The organism is Mesorhizobium sp. WSM4989 (assembly GCF_029625795.1).
Lineage (GTDB): Bacteria > Pseudomonadota > Alphaproteobacteria > Rhizobiales > Rhizobiaceae > Mesorhizobium.
Genome location: NZ_JARTVN010000001.1, coordinates 516,725 through 534,760 on the forward strand (window position 1 = coordinate 516,725; position 18,036 = coordinate 534,760).

Below are 18,036 nucleotides of genomic sequence, written 5' to 3' on the forward strand. Positions count from 1 at the left end.
GGCAGCTTCGACATTGCGTCGTATCGATGATCGAACAGGAGATCTGCCGCGCCAAAATCCGGCATGAAACCCGACCTCAGGCTGGAGCTCGATCAGAGGATCTCGACCCCATGACAAAGTATGGCTCGGCGCTCTTGGGCATCCGACCGCGGGATGAAATTATGCAGACCAACTGTGACTACATAGTCGTTGGCGGCGGCTCGACTGGATGCGTGGTTGCCGCGCGGCTTTCGGAAGATCCTGATGCCTCGGTCTTCCTGCTGGAGGAAGGCCCACGCGACTTCAATCCCTACATCCATATCCCGGGTGCCTACTATAAGACCGCACAAGGGCCCCTATTGAAAAGGATTCCCTGGGAACCAACCGCAGCCCAATCCCGTGTCGAGCAGCCGACGATGGTCCAGGCCCGGGTGCTGGGCGGCGGCAGTTCCGTCAACGCGATGATCTATATCCGCGGCGCGCCATCCGACTATGCGCGGTGGGAAGCGCTCGGCGCGGATGGCTGGAATTATGATGATGTGTTGCCCTACTTTCGGCGGTCGGAAGACAACAACCGGTTCTGCAACCAGGCCCACGCCGTAGGGGGACCGCTAGGCGTTTCCGACATCGACCATATCCACCCCCTCACACGCGCCTGGCTGCAGGCGTGCCAGCAGGCTGGGCTGCCCTATAATCCTGATTTCAATTCCGGCGATCAGGCCGGCTGCGGTCTTTACCAGATCACCGCCAAAAACAGGCGGCGCAGCAGCGCCGCAACGGCCTTCATCAAACCCGCCCGCCACCGACCTAATCTCCAGGTTCGAACGGGTTCCACGGTCACGCGGATAATTGTCGAAAAGGGGCGGGCCGTCGGGGTCGAGTATGTAGCGAAGGGCCGCAAATGGGCCCTCATGGCCAGTCGCGAAGTAATCTTGTCGGCAGGTGCGATTGCCTCGCCGAAATTGCTGATGTTATCAGGGATCGGTCCGGCCGACGCTTTGCGCGGACATGGCATTCCTGTCGTTGCCGATCTGCCCGGGGTCGGACAGAACCTGCAGGACCATATCGAGATATCGCTCGTCTATCAGTTGAACGGGCCCCACAGCTACGACAAATACAAGAAGCCGCACTGGAAAGCCGCGGCTGGCCTGAACTATCTACTGTTCAGGGGTGGCCCGGCTTCTTCCAATCTGATCGAAGGAGGGGCGTTCTGGTGGGGCAACACAAGCGAAGCGATCCCGGATGTGCAATATTTCATGGTCGTGGGTGCGGGCATCGAGGAAGGCGTCGACGCCGTCCCGGGCGGAAACGGCTGCACGATAAACCTAGGACAGATCCGGCCTCGGTCTCGAGGGGAAGTGACGCTGAAAAGTGCCGATCCTTACGCCAACCCACGCGTGGCCCCGCGGTATTTTTCCGACCCCTATGATCTCGATGCGGTGGTTGAAGGAACGATGGGGGCGTTCGATATCATGGAGCGACCCGCCATCCGCCGCTACATTGCCTCAAGGCAGATCCCGTCCGCCGGGACAGCGGCGCCACTACAGGTGAGAAAGTTCTGCCAGGAGGTCGCGCATCCGGCGCTGCATCCTGCAGGCACCTGCCGAATGGGCAAGGACGGCATGGCAGTGGTTGATCCCGAGCTTCGCGTCCACAGTATCGAAGGCCTTCGCGTGGCGGATGCGTCGGTCATGCCAACGCTCATATCCGGCAATCCCAACGCTGTGTGCATTATGATCGGCGAGAGGACTGCGAACTTTGTCCAGCATGGCAAGTAGAAACGCGCGACCCTGCTCCCTCTCAAAGATTAGCCTGCGCCCGCGGTGGCCTGCCTTGGCCGCCCCCAACCATGACGGCCTCGCTCCAATCACCGGTGTCTCAATTTGAACGCCACACCAGAGAGAATAGCGACAGTGAAGGACAGCTCGACGATCTCCCCTGCGATCCGAAGCAGCCGTTTCTTTTGCAGCCTTTTCTTTTTGGGAGCAGGCGTCGGCATCGGAGCTTGGGCGTCCTCACTTCCAGTCCTCAGCGCTCAAATGGAACTGGACAAGGCGCAACTCGGGTGGATCCTGATTGGCTTCGCTCTGGGCGCAATTGTGATGATGACCAATATCGGTCGCTTGGCTGCCATTGCCCCGAGCAGTGTGCTCAGCTTGCTGGGATCTCTAACGTTCGGCGCAGCGCTGTTGGCCCTCCCGTACGCCGGTGGCACCTATTGGCTGGCGTTGATTGTGTTTTTTGCCGGTATCGGTTTCGGGACGCTCGACGTATCGATGAATATTGATGCCTCGACAGTGGAGCGTCACATGGGTCGGCAAGCAATGTCCTCTTTTCATGCCGTATTCAGTTTCGGAAGCCTGATCGGCGCATTCGTTGTCGGCCAGATACTGTCCAACGGCGGCGCCTTGGCCGTTTGTCTTGGGGTGGCGGGACTTGGTGTTGCGGCAGTCGCGGTCGTCGCCTGCATAGGATGGAACAATTCAGGCCGGTTCGACGATCCTGCCGACTCCATTGAGGCGACGGATGGCAAATTCGATAATGCAATAAGGAAGCATCTTTACCTGCTTGGTGGCCTGGCATTCTTAGGGATGCTGGCCGAGGGCGGGATGATGGATTGGAGCGCTATTTACATCGTGACCCGATCCGGAGGAGCAGAAAGCACAGGCGCCTATGGTTTTGCGGCATTTGCAACCATGATGGCAACCGGCCGCCTATTCGGTGACGCCATCGTTAAGCGGATCGGCCAGATGCCGATGTTGCGCTATTGCACAATAGTTTGCGCAGGCTCGGTGTTCACAATGATCCTGATGGGCGGCAATCTTCCTGTTGTTCTGATTGCGCTCGCCATATGCGGTCTTGGCCTAGCAAACGTCGTGCCCACACTTTTCGCCGCCGCCGGGCGTGCGGGTGGCACTTCTGCTGCTCGGGCAATGTCGATCGTGACGACGATGGGATACGCGGGATTGCTTCTTGGGCCTGGATTGTTGGGTTTTATTGCTCAGATTTCGTCGCTCGTCGGCAGCTTATCCGTCATCCTAATGGCATTTGTCGCAGTTTCGGCTTCAGCGCGCTCGAGCAAATGCTAGGGTTTGGCCAATCACCCGTCCGTGGTGAGGCGGATGGCTCGCATGCACATTCTTAGGCCTCGCCAAGGACGTAGCTGCCAGCTGTATGGCCTCGCGCAGTTAGCTTTTGACACTGACCTACAGCCGGGGGGCAGGTTTCGCGGAACAATGGTATTCGTCCGACTGGGCACAAGCCGATCGCGTGCTGCCGAGCCAAGTTATGTTGTAGGGGCGAACACGGTTACCAACTGAATATGAGACTGGATGTCTGAAAAGGGCCGAAAGCGGAACGGGAGCTTCACAATTTCGACACCAGCCAACGGCATCGGCCCTTCCCTTTTTCGGACTCGATATCCATTTCTGACGGGTCGAGCCATCGCGCCGGAGCATACTGGCTTTCAGCAGACAGCGATGTCGCTCCCGAAAGCGTCTGAAAGGGTAACTTATGACGATCACTGGAGCTCAATGCCGCGCTGCTCGCGCGCTGGTCGAATGGACCCGCGAAAAGCTCGCCAGCAATTCAGGCGTGGATGCGCTGGCCATCGAGGAATTCGAACGTCGGATCACACTCCCCGACTACGAAGTCTGTAATAGGCTCCAAATCGCGCTCGAAGGCGCCGGCGCCTTTTTTATTGCCGAGAACGGCGGCGGTATCGGGGTTCGCCTGAAACTAAACCGCTCCGAGGTCAGGCGGATCAGCGTTCTCGAGAATGAGGGGGGCATCGTTGGCACGGATGCCGTTCCATAGATCCTGGGCAGGGTCCTCAACGGTACACCGCGCGCGAGGCGATGTAATCGAAATCAGCGAGCCCACCGCTGCTTCTGGGTACACTTTGAACAGTCTGCTCTTAGCGTGGGTCGTTTGCGGGAAACTCATGGCACGCGCGGCGCTTCACGGGACCGCAGCGAGGGCATGGTGGCGTCCCGCTCAATTCGTGGTGACCGCGGATTCCCAAGACGAACAACGATGATGATCCATGCGGACCTTGATCAACTTCGGATAGGCGGTACCGCAAAGACATCCACGTCGACCGAACGCAGAAGGCTTTCTGTCACGCTTCCCAGAAATAATTTGATGAAGCCCGAACGGCTATGCGTTCCGATCACCAGAAGATCGGGCGCCACCTCGTTAATTGCCTCCATGATCGCCTCGACCGGGCCGCCTTCCCTAATTTGCAGCGACCAATTGTCGACGTCAAAGTCGTTCGCTTCCAGAAATGCTATGAGTTCTTTTTCCACCTGCGAACGTTCTGTCGCCACGTAGCTCGCCAACTCGTCCTTGCCTATTCCGGCATTTGACATTTTTCCCTTGGCGAAGGCATCGAACCCATGGACCAGCGAAAAACTGGCCTCGCCTATCAATCCGGTTTCCTTCGCCGTGCTTATTGCGCGCGCCGACGGCTCGGACATATCCACGGCAGCCATCACTTTTTTGTAGGAATGTTCTACCTCAGCATTCACCATGAGCACTGGGAATTGTCCGGTGCGGATCACACGTTCGATCGTCGTTCCCACAAAGACATCACGGAGCAATTGCTTGCGGTGCGCGCCCATGACAATGAGATCGACCCCGCGCGCCTCGGCCGCATTCAAAATGCCGCGGAACGGATTCCCGGTCACGACTGCGAAATCACATTGGAGTCCCTTCAACTCGGCGATCGAGGTCATTTGTTCTGCAAGATATCTTAGGGCCTCGCGGGTTTCGAGCCGGACTATGGCTGAGGGTTGGTCGTCGTCGACGACATGGACGAGCGTGAGTTCCGCGGCAACGTTCCGGGCCAGAAGGCCGGCCCGCCGCAATGCCCGTTGTGACCGGGTGGAAAAATCTGTCGCCGCAAGGATTTTCATGCCAGGTCGGTTCCGTCTTCCTCGTCCATGAGATCACCATCCCCTTCCTTCGGGAGACTTTGGGTAGTGATCTAAGTGACGATGGTCTCGTTTGTCCGCCGAGTCACCCCAGGCGCTGGCTCAACTGTTTCAAGGTGCCGCTTTTGGCAGGTCTTGCGGCTGAGCCTGCCATTGTCCGCCTTGACTTCACGAATTACGTCACCAACTATACCTATATGAACGCCGCAGCCAAATTCTGTCGTGATTTTCTTTTCCGGGTTTGCCCCATCGCGGGATCTTAACCCCCGGCCCGGCTGCCAATGCGCCCCGAGCCGAGGGGTAACGCTCAATCGACATGTTAGGATCAGCAGGGCTCCAACCTTTTGGCGCACTGGGATCAATTTCCGAAGTCGCCTGTCCGCCACCTTTGATGGCGGCTGAGCCAGTAGAAATATGAGCATTAGATGCAGAAAAACTCGAAAATCCGGCGCAAGCCGAATATCCGCATCTCGCAGTCGGATCATGCGCGCTTATCGGTGCTCGCGAGCACTTTCGCCGCACGATATCCGGAGGCTTCCGATGAGCTGCTCGCCGAGCTCGAGCGCGCGCGGATCGTCGCCGATGGTTGGGTCTCCGCCGGTACCGTCCGGATGGGTTCAACTGTGACGTTCAAGCCCGACACCGGTGATCGGAGAACGGTAACGCTGGTTTTCCCTGGCGATGCTGACATCTCCGAAGGCAAGGTTTCGATTCTTACACCGATTGGCACAGCCCTGATCGGCCTCTCGGCTGGACAGTCAATCATGTGGACCGCCCGAGACGGGCGCCGGCACGAACTGTTGGTGCTTGGTGTGACCCAGCCCGCCCCGCAAGGTGATGGAGTCAGTCAGCTCGCACCTGCGTCTCCAACGATGGCAGCGAGCGTCTGAGATGGGCGTCTCCGTCCGTCTCCTCAATCATGCAGGCAGCTTGATCGCGGGAGTCTGACCCCTCCGCCGGCTCATCTCGGTCCGGCACAGGGGTACTTCCTCACATCCGATCAACTGCAGTTGCCGGATCGCCTTGTGCGGGCCGGCTGGAGACGTACCATGCCCAATATAGACACCTGCCAACTGACCACCAAGGATTACACGATTCTTCAAGTGATACGGGAACGCCATCCGATCCGCGACGAAACCTTCTCGACTATTCACCAGCGGAAGATTTCGAGCGCAGTTGTCATGTTTCGCGATGACATCCCAGCGAACGTCGTGACACTCAGCAGCCGCGTGGCCTATCGGGTGAACGACGGTCCTGCCGAAACCCGCATCGTCGCACATGACCAGATGCGCGGTCTGGTTGGCATGCTTTTGCCTATCACCAATCCGCGAGGCCTGGCGTTGCTCGGTCTGGCCAAGGGGCAGTCGATGTCCATTCCGACAGCGGACGGGATGCTTGAAACGCTGACGGTGCATGAAGTGGTTTACCAACCAGAAGCCGCAAGGCGCGAGAGACTGAAACTGGCGGGAGTTGCTGCATCGGATTCGCTGCGGCTGGATGGACACGGTCCGCGGGCCGTCCATCGTTCCGATGAACCGCACGACGAAGTTCAGAACAAGGTTGCGGCGGCTTTCAACGCCGGGTTCGACGACCCGGGGCCGTCGGCTGCCTGAGGGCTCGACTATGCCGAAGGCTGTGAAGGCGGGTAGACAAGCATTCCATCGGCTCCTGCCCTCACGCCGTCGGTGAGTTTCGCCGGCACGACCTTGTATGGCTCATCAGATGAAAAACGGACTCGCCGCGGCTGATCAGGTAGTCCGCGACGATCCTTCTGTGACAGCGCCACCACAGCGCTTCCGAGCACATGACGGCACACTGCCGCTCCCTGCCGAGCGATACAAGCCGGCCAGGCCGTCATGAAACTCCGCCGACAACGCGTAGTCGGCGTAGTTGTGAAAACTCTGGTTAATCCAGAACGCGTTTAGCATTGGTGGAATGTCATGCGCCTTGCCCCGCAGGCCGCCAAGCTCGGCAATGTACTCATATCCAATGCCGAACGGGGCCAGGCTTTCCGCAAGCACCTCGGTGTTGAATTGCGGGTTCGCCCGCGAGCGTCTGACGGTTCTTATGTCGATTACCAGGGCGACTTCTCCCACATGCAGCAGGGCAACGAATTCTGGAATCGACGTGGTCGAGTGACCGATAGTGTAAAACGGATAAGGCATTTTCTCCCTTGTCGACCCACAGCCAGCCATGTGGCTTCGCGCCTGGGAGGAACGATCATCCACAACGTGTTTAAATCCGCCTCGCGCCTCCTGCAGTCCCTCACTCCCGCGGCATGCTCCCGAATAGATGATTCCGGCGCCTTGCGCGACCTCGAGCCTACCTGACTCAATATCGGGAGCTGCGGCGCCGATGCGGAAATATTGTCGGCATCAGTTGTGCTCCGTCGTGGCTATTTGATTCCTGAGACTCGCCCCCCGGCGTGCAGATGTGCGCTCACAGTTGTCTGCGTACAAAGGCGACCGCGGTCTTCCAGACGCTGCCCGAATGACGATTTCAAGCAAGGTGCGGGCGCGATTGATGCCCACCGGCTCGCTTGCAAGAGCAATAAATTTGCACTTACGCGGCATTTAATTCCGTTTGCCTTCCTCTTCCCTCCGTAGCACGTTTGGGGCGGTACGGAGCTGGCGCCTCGGAATGTGGCGGCGCTTTCTTCGACAGAAAGCTCGCGGCCATGCACAGGCGGACCGCTGGCCATCGGCTTACGCCCGATCGGCTCCAAAGCCCACGACATTGCGATGGACGCAATGTCACGGACGACTGAAAACACGAAGCAGCCAGCGCCTGGTTCTCCGATCGCGGCGGATGAATGCCGTCCCTCGCGAGAGCCATCAGGCTTGCCTGCAATGAAAGGCAGGTAGCGCACCATGTCGAATCCAGCGGCAGCGATGGAAGGCCACAAGCCCCGGTTTCTGGTCAGGTGGCTGTACTCGACCAACCACAAGGACATCGGGACGCTCTACCTGCTCTTCTCGATCTTGGCGGGGATTCTCGGCACCGCGCTTTCGATGCTGATCCGGATAGAGCTCCAGGAGCCAGGGCTGCAGATATTCAGGGATCCGATGGCCTACAATGTCGTGGTCAGCTCCCACGGCCTCATCATGATCTTCTTCGTTCTCATGCCGGCCCTGATCGGCGGCTTCGGCAACTGGATGGTACCGATCATGATCGGCGCACCCGACATGGCGTTTCCGCGCATGAACAATATCTCGTTCTGGCTGCTGGTGATGGCGTTCATCCTCTTCATCACCTCGATGTTCGTGCCGGGAGCGCCAGGCACGCTCGGCCATGGCGGCGGCTGGACGCTCTACCCGCCGCTTTCGACCTCCGGCCAGCCTGGTCCCGCGGTCGATCTCGTCATCCTTTCGATCCACCTTGCGGGAGCGTCATCAATCCTCGGCGCGATCAACTTCATCACGACCATCTTCAACATGCGCGCGCCAGGAATGACGATGCACAAGATGCCGCTCCTTGCCTGGGCGATGCTGGTGACCGCTTTCATGCTGCTGATGTCGCTGCCGGTGCTGGCCGGAGCGATCACGATGCTGCTCACGGACCGCAACTTCGGCACGACGTTCTTCGTTCCTGATGGCGGCGGTGACCCGATCCTCTACCAGCACCTGTTCTGGTTCTTCGGCCATCCGGAGGTCTATATCATGATCCTGCCCGGCTTTGGCATCATCAGCCACGTCATCTCGACCTTCGCCAGGAAGCCAATCTTCGGCTATCTCGGCATGGCGTATGCGATGGTGGCGATCGGCCTGATCGGCTTCCTCGTCTGGGCGCACCATATGTATACGACCGGCATCTCCCTCGACAGCCAGCGCTACTTCGCCTTCGCCTCGATGGTCATCGCCGTTCCCACAGGCGTGAAGGTGTTTTCGTGGCTGGCCACAATGTGGGGCGGATCGATCGAGTTCAAGACACCGATGCTGTGGGCTATCGGCTTCGTCTTGCTCTTCACCGTCGGCGGCGTCACCGGGATCATGGTCGCCAGCCCCGGAATCGACCGCTCGTTGCACGACACCTATTTCGTGATTGCCCACTTCCACTATGTGCTGTCACTGGGCGCAGTCTTCGCCATCTTCGCTGGCTGGTACTACTGGTTCCCGAAGATGACCGGATACATGTACAGCGAGACGCTCGGGAAACTGCATTTCTGGACGATGTTCATCGGCGTCAATCTCGTCTTCTTCCCGCAGCATTTCCTCGGCATGGCCGGCATGCCGCGCCGCTACGCTGATTATCCCGATGCCTTCGCCGGCTGGAATTTCGTCTCCTCGATCGGCTCCTACATCTCGACCGCGGGGCTGTTCATCTTCTTCGTCGCGGTCGCAGAAGCTTTCAGCCGCAAGCGCCCGGCCAGCGCCAACCCGTGGGGCGAAGGGGCGACCACACTTGAATGGCAGCTGCCGTCGCCGCCGCCATTCCATCAGTGGGAAAGGCTGCCCCGGATCCACTGATATGGGCATCTTCGACAAGTCGATGGTGAATGTCATGAGCGAGACCTCAGACCCGACCAGCCAGATCCTTCTCGTTGCGATTCTCGCGCTTTATTGGGCAATGCTTGGGAGTTGGAGCCAGCTCCTGTCCCGCTGGAACGACGAGAGGGCCAAGCGGGACACTGCAGCGGCGCGGCGGGACGAAAGTGCCGAACACACATCCTGTGCGGACATGTCCCAGGATGCGCTTCGCAAGATCGACCCGGATTTCGATCTCGCGGCATTTCTGGCCGGCGCCAGGAGGGCCTATGAAGCGATACTGCGGGCGTTTGCGGAGAGTGACATCCAGACATTGCAGCGCCTCGTCGGGCCGGAAGTGCTTGATGCCTTCGAACGAGATATCGTCGGGCGGCGCGATCGGCAAGAGATGCTGGAACTCACCTTCATCAGGACAGACGAAACGAAGGTTGTCGATGCTTTCGTGGAGAATGGCACCGCTGAGATAGTTGTTCGATACGTTTCCGACGTAGTCAGCGTTACACGCTCTGCCGACAATGCAGTCGTCGCCGGCGATCCCTGGGAGATCGTTGAGATGATCGATACGTGGACGTTCGCCTGTCAAACCCAGTCAAGGAAGCGGAACTGGATGTTGATCGCCACCGAGGGCGAACAACAACAAGCCTGAGTTCTTGCGACAGGGTCCGGCGGCAGGCTTGTCACGGTTAACGAGCACCAACCCAGCGGGCTGGGATGCGTTCGCGAAATCTGTCAGCAGGTGGGATGCACTCCGCCATCGGTGCCGGCGATCAGTTCGACATGAGCCGGTTCAGCCGATCAGCTTCAAGTAGCGAGCGGGTAGCGCCGCCGAAGATCCACTCCCTGAACCTGCTGTGGCCATAGGCGCCGGATATGACGAGATCCGCGTTCATTGCGCCGGCGACGTCGGCGATCGTTCGGCCATTGGATTTTTCCGGAAACACCTCCGCCTTGGCCTCTACGCCGTGCATGTCCAGGAAGGCGACAACATCATCCAGCCCGTTCCAGGTTTGGTCAGTTGGGCCATCGTCGATCGTAATGACCCCAACCTCCTGAGCCATCCGCAAAAAGGGCATGGCATCTAGAACCGCGCGCCTGGCTTCACGCGTGTCCTTCCATCCGACCAGAACCTTGTTGATGCGGAAATTCTCCTGGTTGGTCGCTGCCACAAATACGGGCCGTCCGGCCTGAAGGATCAGATTGCCGAGGTCGGTCGACCGATACGCGTCGTCGAAACTGGCACCCTCCGGCGATGCTGTGACGATGACATCGGCCAACCGCGCCGATTCAATTAGCGAGCGGGTCGGATTGCCCACGGTCCCACGCCATTGCGTATGAACCGTCGTGCCAGCAATGCTTTCGAACTGCGCGTGGAGGTCCTCGAGCCGTCACTTGATGTTCTTGCGCTGGCGCATCATGCTCTCGCCTTCGAAGGCCACTCCACCTTCCATTACAACCGGCGGCGGAACGTCGGCGGCCGACAGACCTATCAGGCGCGCGTCGAAGCGCTGGGCGAGATCGACTCCGAGCTTGACAACAGGAGCGACCATCCCGTCGATGTTGAGGTTGAGAACGATCGACTTGTAGCCCATGTTGGCTTTTCTTCCGTTGGTTGCGGTTGATCGCGGCGCCGGAACGCAAACGTCAACAGGGCCCGCCGCGAGATCCGGCAAGGTTTCAACAAACTCAAGGACGAACGATGGTTGGAGTGAGGAGTTCGCCGGCCGGCGCGATCGTCAGGTCCCCGCCTACTCGAACATAATCCGAGCGGTGCCTCTTTTGGCGATCAAGGCTCTGCGAACTTCCTGAACCCGTTCAGCCTCTCGTTTGGTATAGGGGCCCATCGGCCGGGTCTTTTCATTGCCGCGACGGACCTGGCAGTACCAACGACCGCTGTCGGAGAAGATTGCGACCGACGTCGGCATCTGATGGGACTCTTGTTCGGCAACCTCCTTGGCGAACTCGACGATCTTTGAATGATGCTGAGTGGGCGCAATGACTTGCAAATCCCTGGCAACGTCCTGTTGCAATGCGGACATAGATCGGTCTCCTTTCGGTCACGGTGACATGCTCGGCTGCGTCATTCTCGGTGCGCTCCCACCCGTGCTCGAGAGCGCGTTCTAGCTTGCCGTTTGGCGCTCCATTTCCAGCTCGGCCTGCAAACTTTCCAGGTCGCGGAAGATCGAGGCGACAGCGAGCGTGCGCCCCTCCCGTTTGAATCGGAGCAGGCAATCCCTGGCCGCGACGTCTCCATCGACCGAGATCTCGTCCCATCGCTCGGCATGGCCGACATAGTTGATGGGCACATCGTAATGCTGGCTCCAGAAGAACGGCACTGCCGCGAACTTCTCGCGATGGCCAAGCATGTTGAGTGCGGCGGTGCGACCTTGTCTCTCCGCAACCACCCAATGCTCTACCCGAAGATTCTCGCCACTATGCGGATCGGGCCACCGGGAAATGTCGCCGGCCGCGAAAATTCCGGGCGCGCTTGTTTCCAAAAACGCGTTCACCGCAACGCCGCGATTGAGTTTGAGCCCGGCCTTTTCGGCGAGACCTATGCGTGGCCTGACGCCGACGCCGGCCACGACGAAATCCGCCATCAACGTGCCGCCGCTGCTGAGCTTCATCTTGTTGCCGTCGATGCTGGCCGCAGTCGCCTCGAGATGGAAGACGACACCCTTCTCCTCATGGACGGCGCGGATGAAGTCGCCCATCCGCGGACCCAGGACCCGCTCCATAGGCCGTCTGTCCGGCGCTACGACATGAACGTCGATGCCGCGCGAGCGCAGCGCCGCCGCAACCTCGAGGCCGATGAACTGGCGCCGAGCGCGGCGCAGCGTCGCGCATTCGCGGCCCGCTCGATAATCGCCTTGCAGTCGGCGAAAGAGCGCAGCGTGTGGACAAATGATTGCTCGGTTCCGGGGGTAGCAAGCCGAACTGGTTCGGCCCCCGTGGCAAGGAGCAGCCTTTCGTAAGAAATCGTGCTGCCATCCGACAGCACAACCTCGCGGGACCGCGGGTCGATGCGGTCGGCCTTTGTGTCGAGACGCAGGTCGATGTTGTTTTTCGAATAATACTTCTCGCCGCGCAGCGGAATTCAATCCTGCGGCGCCCTGCCGGCGAGATAGTCCTTTGAGAGGTTCGGTCTGTCGACGGGCGGCGCCTGGTCATCGCTGATCATGGTGATGCTGCCCTGGTATTGCTCACGCCGCAGTGTCTCAACGGCAGCGAAACCAGCCGCGCCACCCCCGACAATGACAATTCTTTCCGGAGCCGCACCGCCATCTTGCACCACCGGTGCCGTTCGCTTACGCTTCTCGACCACGAATATCTTGCCTTCTCGCTGTTCCACAGACCAGCAGGCGAGCGGGTTGAAGGCGGGCGCGCGCAGCGCCTCGCCCGTGCGCAGATCGAAGCACGCGTGATGCCACGGACACCGAACCGTGTCTTCTGCTACCAGACCCTCGACGAGCGGCCCGCCGTAATGCGTGCATGTCGCGCTGACCGCGAATACCTCGCTCCCGCGGCGCACCAGCAGCACCTGCTCGTCGCCGCAATGGCCGACGAGCTTGCCGCCATCCTCAAGATCGGCGATCGCGATGCCCTGAACCAGATCCGGACCGTTTGCCTTCGAATGGCTCCCAGCCATTTTCGTCTCCGTTGGCGATTCTCAGCGCAAGATCGATAACTGGAGCCTCGATAGACTTCGCACGCCCTGAACATGTTCCATCCAGGCGCGCCTTCAGACCGACGCTTTCGTTTTCACCGGAGCTCCCGACTAAAGCGGAACCGCTACGTCCCAGTCTCCTGCCATCCAGGGCACCATGCAAACGAATTTAGTGAGCGATTGAATGCATTTTTTGCGTTGGATTCCAGGAGCATGTGATGGACGGACGAAGTGAGGACAAAGTGAACATGCCGGCCACTTTGAGGCTGTCGGTGTCACCACGGCGCGTGTTCTCGACCAGCCCGTCCCTTGGGCTGCTCACGGCTCAAGTCGGACCGCCGGCCAGCAAGTTTTAAAGGATCGCTTGCCTGGTCTTGCCCCAGTCCGCGAGAAAGGATGCCAACCCCTTGTCGGTGAGTGGATGCTTGGCAAGGCTCCGAAGTACAGTTGGGGGAATGGTCGCAATATCGGCGCCTGCAATTGCCGCAGCTTTGACATGGATCGGAGTGCGTATTGAAGAAGCCAGGATTTCCGTCGTGAAGCATGCGTCGTTGTCGTAGATCGCGCGGATTTCCCGGACCACTTCCATGCCGTCCAATCCGAGGTCGTCGAGCCTGCCGATGAAGGGCGAAATGAACGTCGCGCCCGCCTTGGCCGCAAGCAATGCTTGGTTTGCGGAAAAGCACAGCGTGACATTGACCTTGTGGCCGAGGCGAGCGAGCGCCCGACAAGCCCTGAACCCATCCCAGGTGGATGGCACCTTGATGGCCACGGTGGTCGCGATGCTCGCCAAACGCTCTCCTTCGGCAATCATGCCGTCGAAGTCGGTCGCGGTGACTTCCGCTGAAACCGGGCCTTCGATCGTCCCGCAGATCTCCTTGATCACATCCCTGATCGGCCGACCTGTCTTCGAGATGAGCGACGGGTTCGTGGTCACCCCATCGACAAAGCCTGCCGCGGCAAGCTCGCGAATTTCAGATATATCGGCTGTATCGACAAAGAATTTCATTGTGCGTCTCCTCGATGATTTGATGAACCTTGCTCGGTTTGGTTCCAGAAAAGTGATTTGAACCCGCTGTAGTGGTCACACGCCCCATGTCCTTGACGGCACAAAGGCAGGGCGGCGCGACGTCTCTAGCGATGTCCCAGCAAAATCTCTCTCAGGACGACGGCATCGTTGTGGGCCTCGTCATGAGCCGAGTAGACGAGCGTGACAGGGCCGTGTCGTATCAGGTCGCGGAGCCGGTCGAGCTCATCGCCATGCGCGTGGATTTCCGCCGCATATCTCCGACGGAATTCGTCCCAGCGGGCGGGATCGTGTCCGAACCATTTCCGAAGCTCGGTGCTTGGCGCGAGTTCTTTCATCCAGCAGTCGATGCCGGCATCGATCTTCTTGACCCCGCGCGGCCAAAGCCGGTCAATCAGCACCCGCGTGCCATCGTCGGCAGCTGGGCTCTCATAGGAGCGCTTCAGTTTTATGCTCTCGTCGATGGCTTTTCCGCTCATCCGTCCGTCTCCTTTCGTTGACGGCATCGAGAAGCCCGGAGAACTCGTTTCGAAGGATCATCTCGTCGGCTTGATCGGATACGATGACGAAGATGCTGCCCCGATACCGCTCGATCCAGTGATGGCCGGTTCCGTGGCTTCGCAGGTAGTCACCGATCTGATGAACGGTCGAATACCCCAGGCCCTGATGCAGGAGGAATTTCATAAGATTGTGCTTTGCAAGCCGGACAGATCGTCCTTGGCTCAGGGGGAGGCCTTCTGTCCTTGGGCGTTGAACTGTTTCAGATAGGCGATCACATCGGCGATCTCCTGGTCTTTGCTGAGACCAGCGAATGTCATCTTCGTGCCGGGCACCAACTTGCGCGGCGCGTGCAGATATGTGGTCAGCGTCGGTTCATCCCAGGTCAGGCCCGAATTCTTGTTCGCCGCGGAATAGCTGTAACCAGGGTAAGTGCCTGCCGCACGGCCAACGACGCCATTCAATACCGGCCCTACCCCGTTCTTGGCGTCGGGCCCGACCGCATGGCAGGCCATGCATCTCTTGAAGACCGAGGCGCCGGCGTCAGCATCGCCAGGAGATTTGTCCTGCGCCTGCGCAGATCCGACTGCGCTGAGAACCACGGTCGTCAATCCAAGAATGGTTGATCTCATCTTCGCGTGCTTTCAATGAGGGGCGGCTTGGTTGCCGCCAAGCCACCCTGGTTATGTCGGTATTCGAAACGCACAGCCTGCCGGATCCGAAGCTTGGATCCGGACCCGGCAGACTTGCCTCAGGAGGGAACCAATGGGCCGGGGTTCTTCAGATAATTCTTGATCGCGTCCGCCGCCCAATAGGCAAGAGCGCCCACCGGTCCGGTCGGATTCTTCCCGGCGTTCTGCGGAAATACGCAGGCGCCGGTGACGAATACGTTCGGGACATCCCAGACCTGAAGATGTTTGTTCAGGACACTGGTGGTGGGGTCGGCGCCGAAAACGGCCCCGCCGGTATTGTGAGTGCTCTGATAGGGAACGATGGAATAGGGCACCGGCGGAATGCTCCGGTCGACCCTGATCGCACCCATCTCCTTGGCGATTGTCACGCAGATGTCGGCCTGGCCGTTCATCTGCTTTATTTCGTTATCCTGGAAATCGAACGTCATCCTCATCAGCGGGCGTCCGAAGATGTCCGTATAGGTCGGATCGAGGCTGAGATAGTTCTGCCTGTAGGCCATCACCGCGCCTTGATTGCCAACGTTGGCAGCATGGTCATAGTTGTCGACCACTGCTTTCTTCCAGTCCGAGCCCCAGCGCGGCGTGCCATGGGGTGTCGGATGTGACTGGATAGGCCGGGCGCCCGAGTTGCTGCAACTGATACCGCCGCCGCCGATGTATCCGGCCTTCACGAAATCGTAGTTGTCGCCGTTGAAATCATCCATGCAGGTGCCGAGCGCGCCGGCGCCCATGAAGCGGTTCAGGATGGTCTTCTTGTCGAAGAAGGCGGTAGCCCCGCCGCCGCACTGGTAGGCATAGTTTCGGCCGACCACGCCTTTACCCGTGGCGGGATCGTAAGGAACGCCGATCCCCGACTGCAGCAGCAGGTTGACGTTCCCGAGCGCGTAGGCCGACAGGATGATAAGGTCGGCAGGTTGTTCGAATTCTCGCCCGCGAGCGTCGAGATAGCTGACGCTGACGGCCTTCTTGCGGGTCGAATCGAGATTGATCTTCAGCACGATCGAATTTGTGCGCAGTTCGAAATTCGGATTCTTCAGCGCCAGCGGAATAACGGTGAAGTGCGGACTGGCTTTTGCATTCGCCTCGCAGCCGAAACGCTCGCAGTAGCCGCAGTAGTGGCATTGGCCGAACGCCACGCCATCGGGATTGACGTAATCGCGAGACGCGTTGGACGAGGGGTTTGGGAAGGGATGGTAGCCGAGATTGCGGGCCGCCTTCTCGAACATCACCATGCTCTGCGCGGCGATCATTGGCGGGTTGGGATAATCCTCCTTACGCGCGCCCTCGAAGATATTGCCGCCGTCGATTTTCTTGCCGTTGAGATTGCCGGCCTTGCCGGAGGTGCCGCAGGTCTTTTCGAACTTGTCGTAATAGGGTTCGAGATCGTCATAGGTGATCGGCCAGTCCTGCAGGTGCATGTCCGAAGGGATGATCTTTTCGCCGTACTTGTCGACGGTCCGGGTGCGCGCCTGATGATCCCATTCGAGCCAGCGCCAGGTCACGCCGTTCCAATGCACGCCGGCACCGCCGACACCCTGCCCTGGCAAGAACGAGCCGAGTTGACGCATCGGCAGCGCCGTTTGCGATTCACTATTGCGGAATGTGATGGTTTCCCGCCGCACGTTCTGCATGAGGTCGTGGCGGGCGGCGTAGCGCAGTTCGTCGTGGATTTCAGGATCGATGAAATCCGGATTGGTGTCACGCGGGCCTCCCCGCTCAAGGGCGACGATCTTGAGCTTGGTGGATGCAAGCTCCTTGGCAATGATGCCGCCTGTCCATCCAAGACCGACAATCAGCACATCGACCGGGTTCAGTTTGGTGGCCATGTCAAAGTCTCCTTTTTCTTGCGGCGATCAAATGAGGTCCTGGATGCCCTTCGGTTCAGCCTTGTAGGGCTTGTTCCGGAACGGCTCGATCTTGTCCACGTACATGGCATCTGCGCCGGGGAAGCCGATCATCTTCCAGGCAGCTGCGTCCTTGTTCCCGCCGTACATCGGGTCCGCGAAATAACCCTCGATCGTGAGCTGCAGAAGGAGGCTGAAGAAGGTTGCAGCGGGCACCGTTGGAAGCTCGGTCTTCGTGGCCTCAAGGTCCGCCATAACGGCGGCGCGGTCCTTTGCCGAAAGGGCCGCGAAGCTGTTCTTGTGGCTTTTCTGTACGACGGCATTGACGTCGGCGATTCCCGCCCGGATCAGTTCCGAGGGCGTCATCGGCAATTGATATCCCTGCCCGGGCGTACCCTCGCCGAACGGCCCTTCCAGATAAAGCCGGTCGCCCTTGCCGTATCCGCTGGCCATCTGCCGGTCGATGTATGTCGCCACGCCAAGCTCCTTGGCTCCGGGACCGGCCGCATCCTTTGGAATGAGCGTGTCGACCGCCGCCTCGACGAAGGCGGATTCGTCGACATTGAAGAATTCGTAGCCACCGCCTCGGGCACGAGGTTCGGCGGCGTGATGGTGCTTCGTGTCCGTGGCGGCAGCTGCCACGATCTCGTCCGCCGATGTGGATCCGCCAAACGGCAGGGTGCCCGCTGCCGCGCCGGCTGCGCCGAACAGTTTTAGAAAGTCACGACGTCCGACATCGCCTTGGCCGTTCTTTTCTTTCGTCGACATGATCGCTCCTGTGACACTGCGGGCAAAACGAGGGTGAGGATGGAGAGGCCTATGCCCGCTCCATCCCGGCGCTGCGCCGCATTCAGCGCTCAATCCGGTGAGTATTCGGAGAGCCTAATGTTCGCGCCTACTATGTGGCAAACGAA

At 59.6% G+C, this 18,036-nt stretch carries 17 protein-coding genes and 2 pseudogenes; 7 read left to right on the top strand and 12 right to left on the bottom strand.

What is annotated here, in order from left to right; all coding sequences use genetic code 11:
• Window positions 1-161: 161 nt before the first annotated feature.
• The 3 genes from P9217_RS02640 to P9217_RS02650 all read left to right on the top strand — a co-directional run bounded on the left by P9217_RS02640 (window position 162) and on the right by P9217_RS02650 (window position 3,795).
• Window positions 162-1,757: a GMC family oxidoreductase N-terminal domain-containing protein gene (locus P9217_RS02640; RefSeq protein WP_278086960.1), complete on the top strand. Its 1,596-nt coding sequence runs from the start codon at window positions 162-164 to the stop codon at window positions 1,755-1,757.
• Window positions 1,758-1,892: 135 nt separating this feature from the next.
• Entirely contained in the window at window positions 1,893-3,068 is a 1,176-nt protein-coding gene (locus P9217_RS02645) for an MFS transporter (protein WP_164748138.1), read from the top strand.
• A gap of 424 nt (window positions 3,069-3,492) precedes the next feature.
• Window positions 3,493-3,795 (top strand): hypothetical protein, encoded by a 303-nt coding sequence (locus tag P9217_RS02650; RefSeq protein ID WP_067330561.1) that lies wholly within the window; start codon window positions 3,493-3,495, stop codon window positions 3,793-3,795.
• 242 nt (window positions 3,796-4,037) lie between these two features.
• On the opposite strand, the gene P9217_RS02655 is transcribed toward P9217_RS02650, so the two are convergent.
• A complete protein-coding gene (locus P9217_RS02655) occupies window positions 4,038-4,895 on the bottom strand; it encodes a universal stress protein (protein ID WP_278086709.1) in 858 nt (285 codons plus the stop codon).
• A gap of 443 nt (window positions 4,896-5,338) precedes the next feature.
• Between P9217_RS02655 and rnk the strand changes: the two genes are divergently transcribed.
• A complete protein-coding gene (rnk, locus tag P9217_RS02660) occupies window positions 5,339-5,803 on the top strand; it encodes a nucleoside diphosphate kinase regulator (RefSeq protein WP_067330551.1) in 465 nt (154 codons plus the stop codon).
• Window positions 5,804-5,962: 159 nt separating this feature from the next.
• Window positions 5,963-6,526: a nucleoside-diphosphate kinase gene (locus P9217_RS02665; RefSeq protein ID WP_278086708.1), complete on the top strand. Its 564-nt coding sequence runs from the start codon at window positions 5,963-5,965 to the stop codon at window positions 6,524-6,526.
• Between the two features lie 8 nt (window positions 6,527-6,534).
• Here the strand turns inward: P9217_RS02665 and P9217_RS02670 are convergent.
• Window positions 6,535-7,078 (bottom strand): annotated as a pseudogene (locus P9217_RS02670) (DUF488 domain-containing protein).
• Window positions 7,079-7,783: 705 nt separating this feature from the next.
• Between P9217_RS02670 and ctaD the strand changes: the two are divergent.
• Together ctaD and P9217_RS02680 are read left to right on the top strand one after the other, a co-directional pair.
• On the top strand, window positions 7,784-9,379 hold the full coding sequence (gene ctaD, locus P9217_RS02675) for a cytochrome c oxidase subunit I (RefSeq protein WP_067330541.1): 1,596 nt from the start codon (window positions 7,784-7,786) through the stop codon (window positions 9,377-9,379).
• 1 nt (window position 9,380) lies between these two features.
• Window positions 9,381-10,043: a Tim44/TimA family putative adaptor protein gene (locus P9217_RS02680; protein ID WP_278086707.1), complete on the top strand. Its 663-nt coding sequence runs from the start codon at window positions 9,381-9,383 to the stop codon at window positions 10,041-10,043.
• Window positions 10,044-10,164: 121 nt separating this feature from the next.
• Here P9217_RS02680 and P9217_RS02685 read toward each other — a convergent pair whose 3' ends face one another.
• The 10 genes and pseudogenes from P9217_RS02685 to P9217_RS02730 all read right to left on the bottom strand — a co-directional run bounded on the left by P9217_RS02685 (window position 10,165) and on the right by P9217_RS02730 (window position 17,983).
• Window positions 10,165-10,710 carry a universal stress protein gene (locus P9217_RS02685; RefSeq protein ID WP_278086706.1) on the bottom strand — a complete coding sequence of 182 codons (546 nt, stop codon included), beginning with the start codon at window positions 10,708-10,710 and terminating at the stop codon, window positions 10,165-10,167.
• Window positions 10,711-10,782: 72 nt separating this feature from the next.
• Window positions 10,783-10,986 (bottom strand): hypothetical protein, encoded by a 204-nt coding sequence (locus P9217_RS02690; RefSeq protein WP_278086705.1) that lies wholly within the window; start codon window positions 10,984-10,986, stop codon window positions 10,783-10,785.
• Between the two features lie 156 nt (window positions 10,987-11,142).
• Entirely contained in the window at window positions 11,143-11,433 is a 291-nt protein-coding gene (locus P9217_RS02695; RefSeq protein ID WP_278056374.1) for a hypothetical protein, read from the bottom strand.
• Between the two features lie 81 nt (window positions 11,434-11,514).
• Window positions 11,515-13,043 (bottom strand): annotated as a pseudogene (locus P9217_RS02700) (FAD-dependent oxidoreductase).
• 370 nt (window positions 13,044-13,413) lie between these two features.
• Window positions 13,414-14,070: a fructose-6-phosphate aldolase gene (gene fsa / locus P9217_RS02705; RefSeq protein WP_278086704.1), complete on the bottom strand. Its 657-nt coding sequence runs from the start codon at window positions 14,068-14,070 to the stop codon at window positions 13,414-13,416.
• 125 nt (window positions 14,071-14,195) lie between these two features.
• Complete coding sequence (locus tag P9217_RS02710) at window positions 14,196-14,567, bottom strand: DUF488 domain-containing protein (protein WP_278086703.1); 372 nt, start codon at window positions 14,565-14,567, stop codon at window positions 14,196-14,198.
• Entirely contained in the window at window positions 14,518-14,772 is a 255-nt protein-coding gene (locus tag P9217_RS02715; RefSeq protein ID WP_278086702.1) for a hypothetical protein, read from the bottom strand. The genes P9217_RS02710 and P9217_RS02715 overlap by 50 nt, the downstream gene beginning before the upstream one ends.
• Before the next feature lie 38 nt (window positions 14,773-14,810).
• The gene (locus P9217_RS02720) at window positions 14,811-15,218 is read right to left on the bottom strand and encodes a cytochrome c family protein (protein WP_278086701.1); all 408 of its coding nucleotides are present in this window, start codon (window positions 15,216-15,218) and stop codon (window positions 14,811-14,813) included.
• A gap of 119 nt (window positions 15,219-15,337) precedes the next feature.
• Window positions 15,338-17,104, bottom strand: coding sequence for a GMC family oxidoreductase (locus P9217_RS02725; protein WP_278086700.1), 1,767 nt, complete (start codon window positions 17,102-17,104; stop codon window positions 15,338-15,340).
• Between the two features lie 27 nt (window positions 17,105-17,131).
• Window positions 17,132-17,983 (bottom strand): gluconate 2-dehydrogenase subunit 3 family protein, encoded by an 852-nt coding sequence (locus P9217_RS02730; protein WP_156751165.1) that lies wholly within the window; start codon window positions 17,981-17,983, stop codon window positions 17,132-17,134.
• Between the last annotated feature and the right edge of the window lie 53 nt (window positions 17,984-18,036).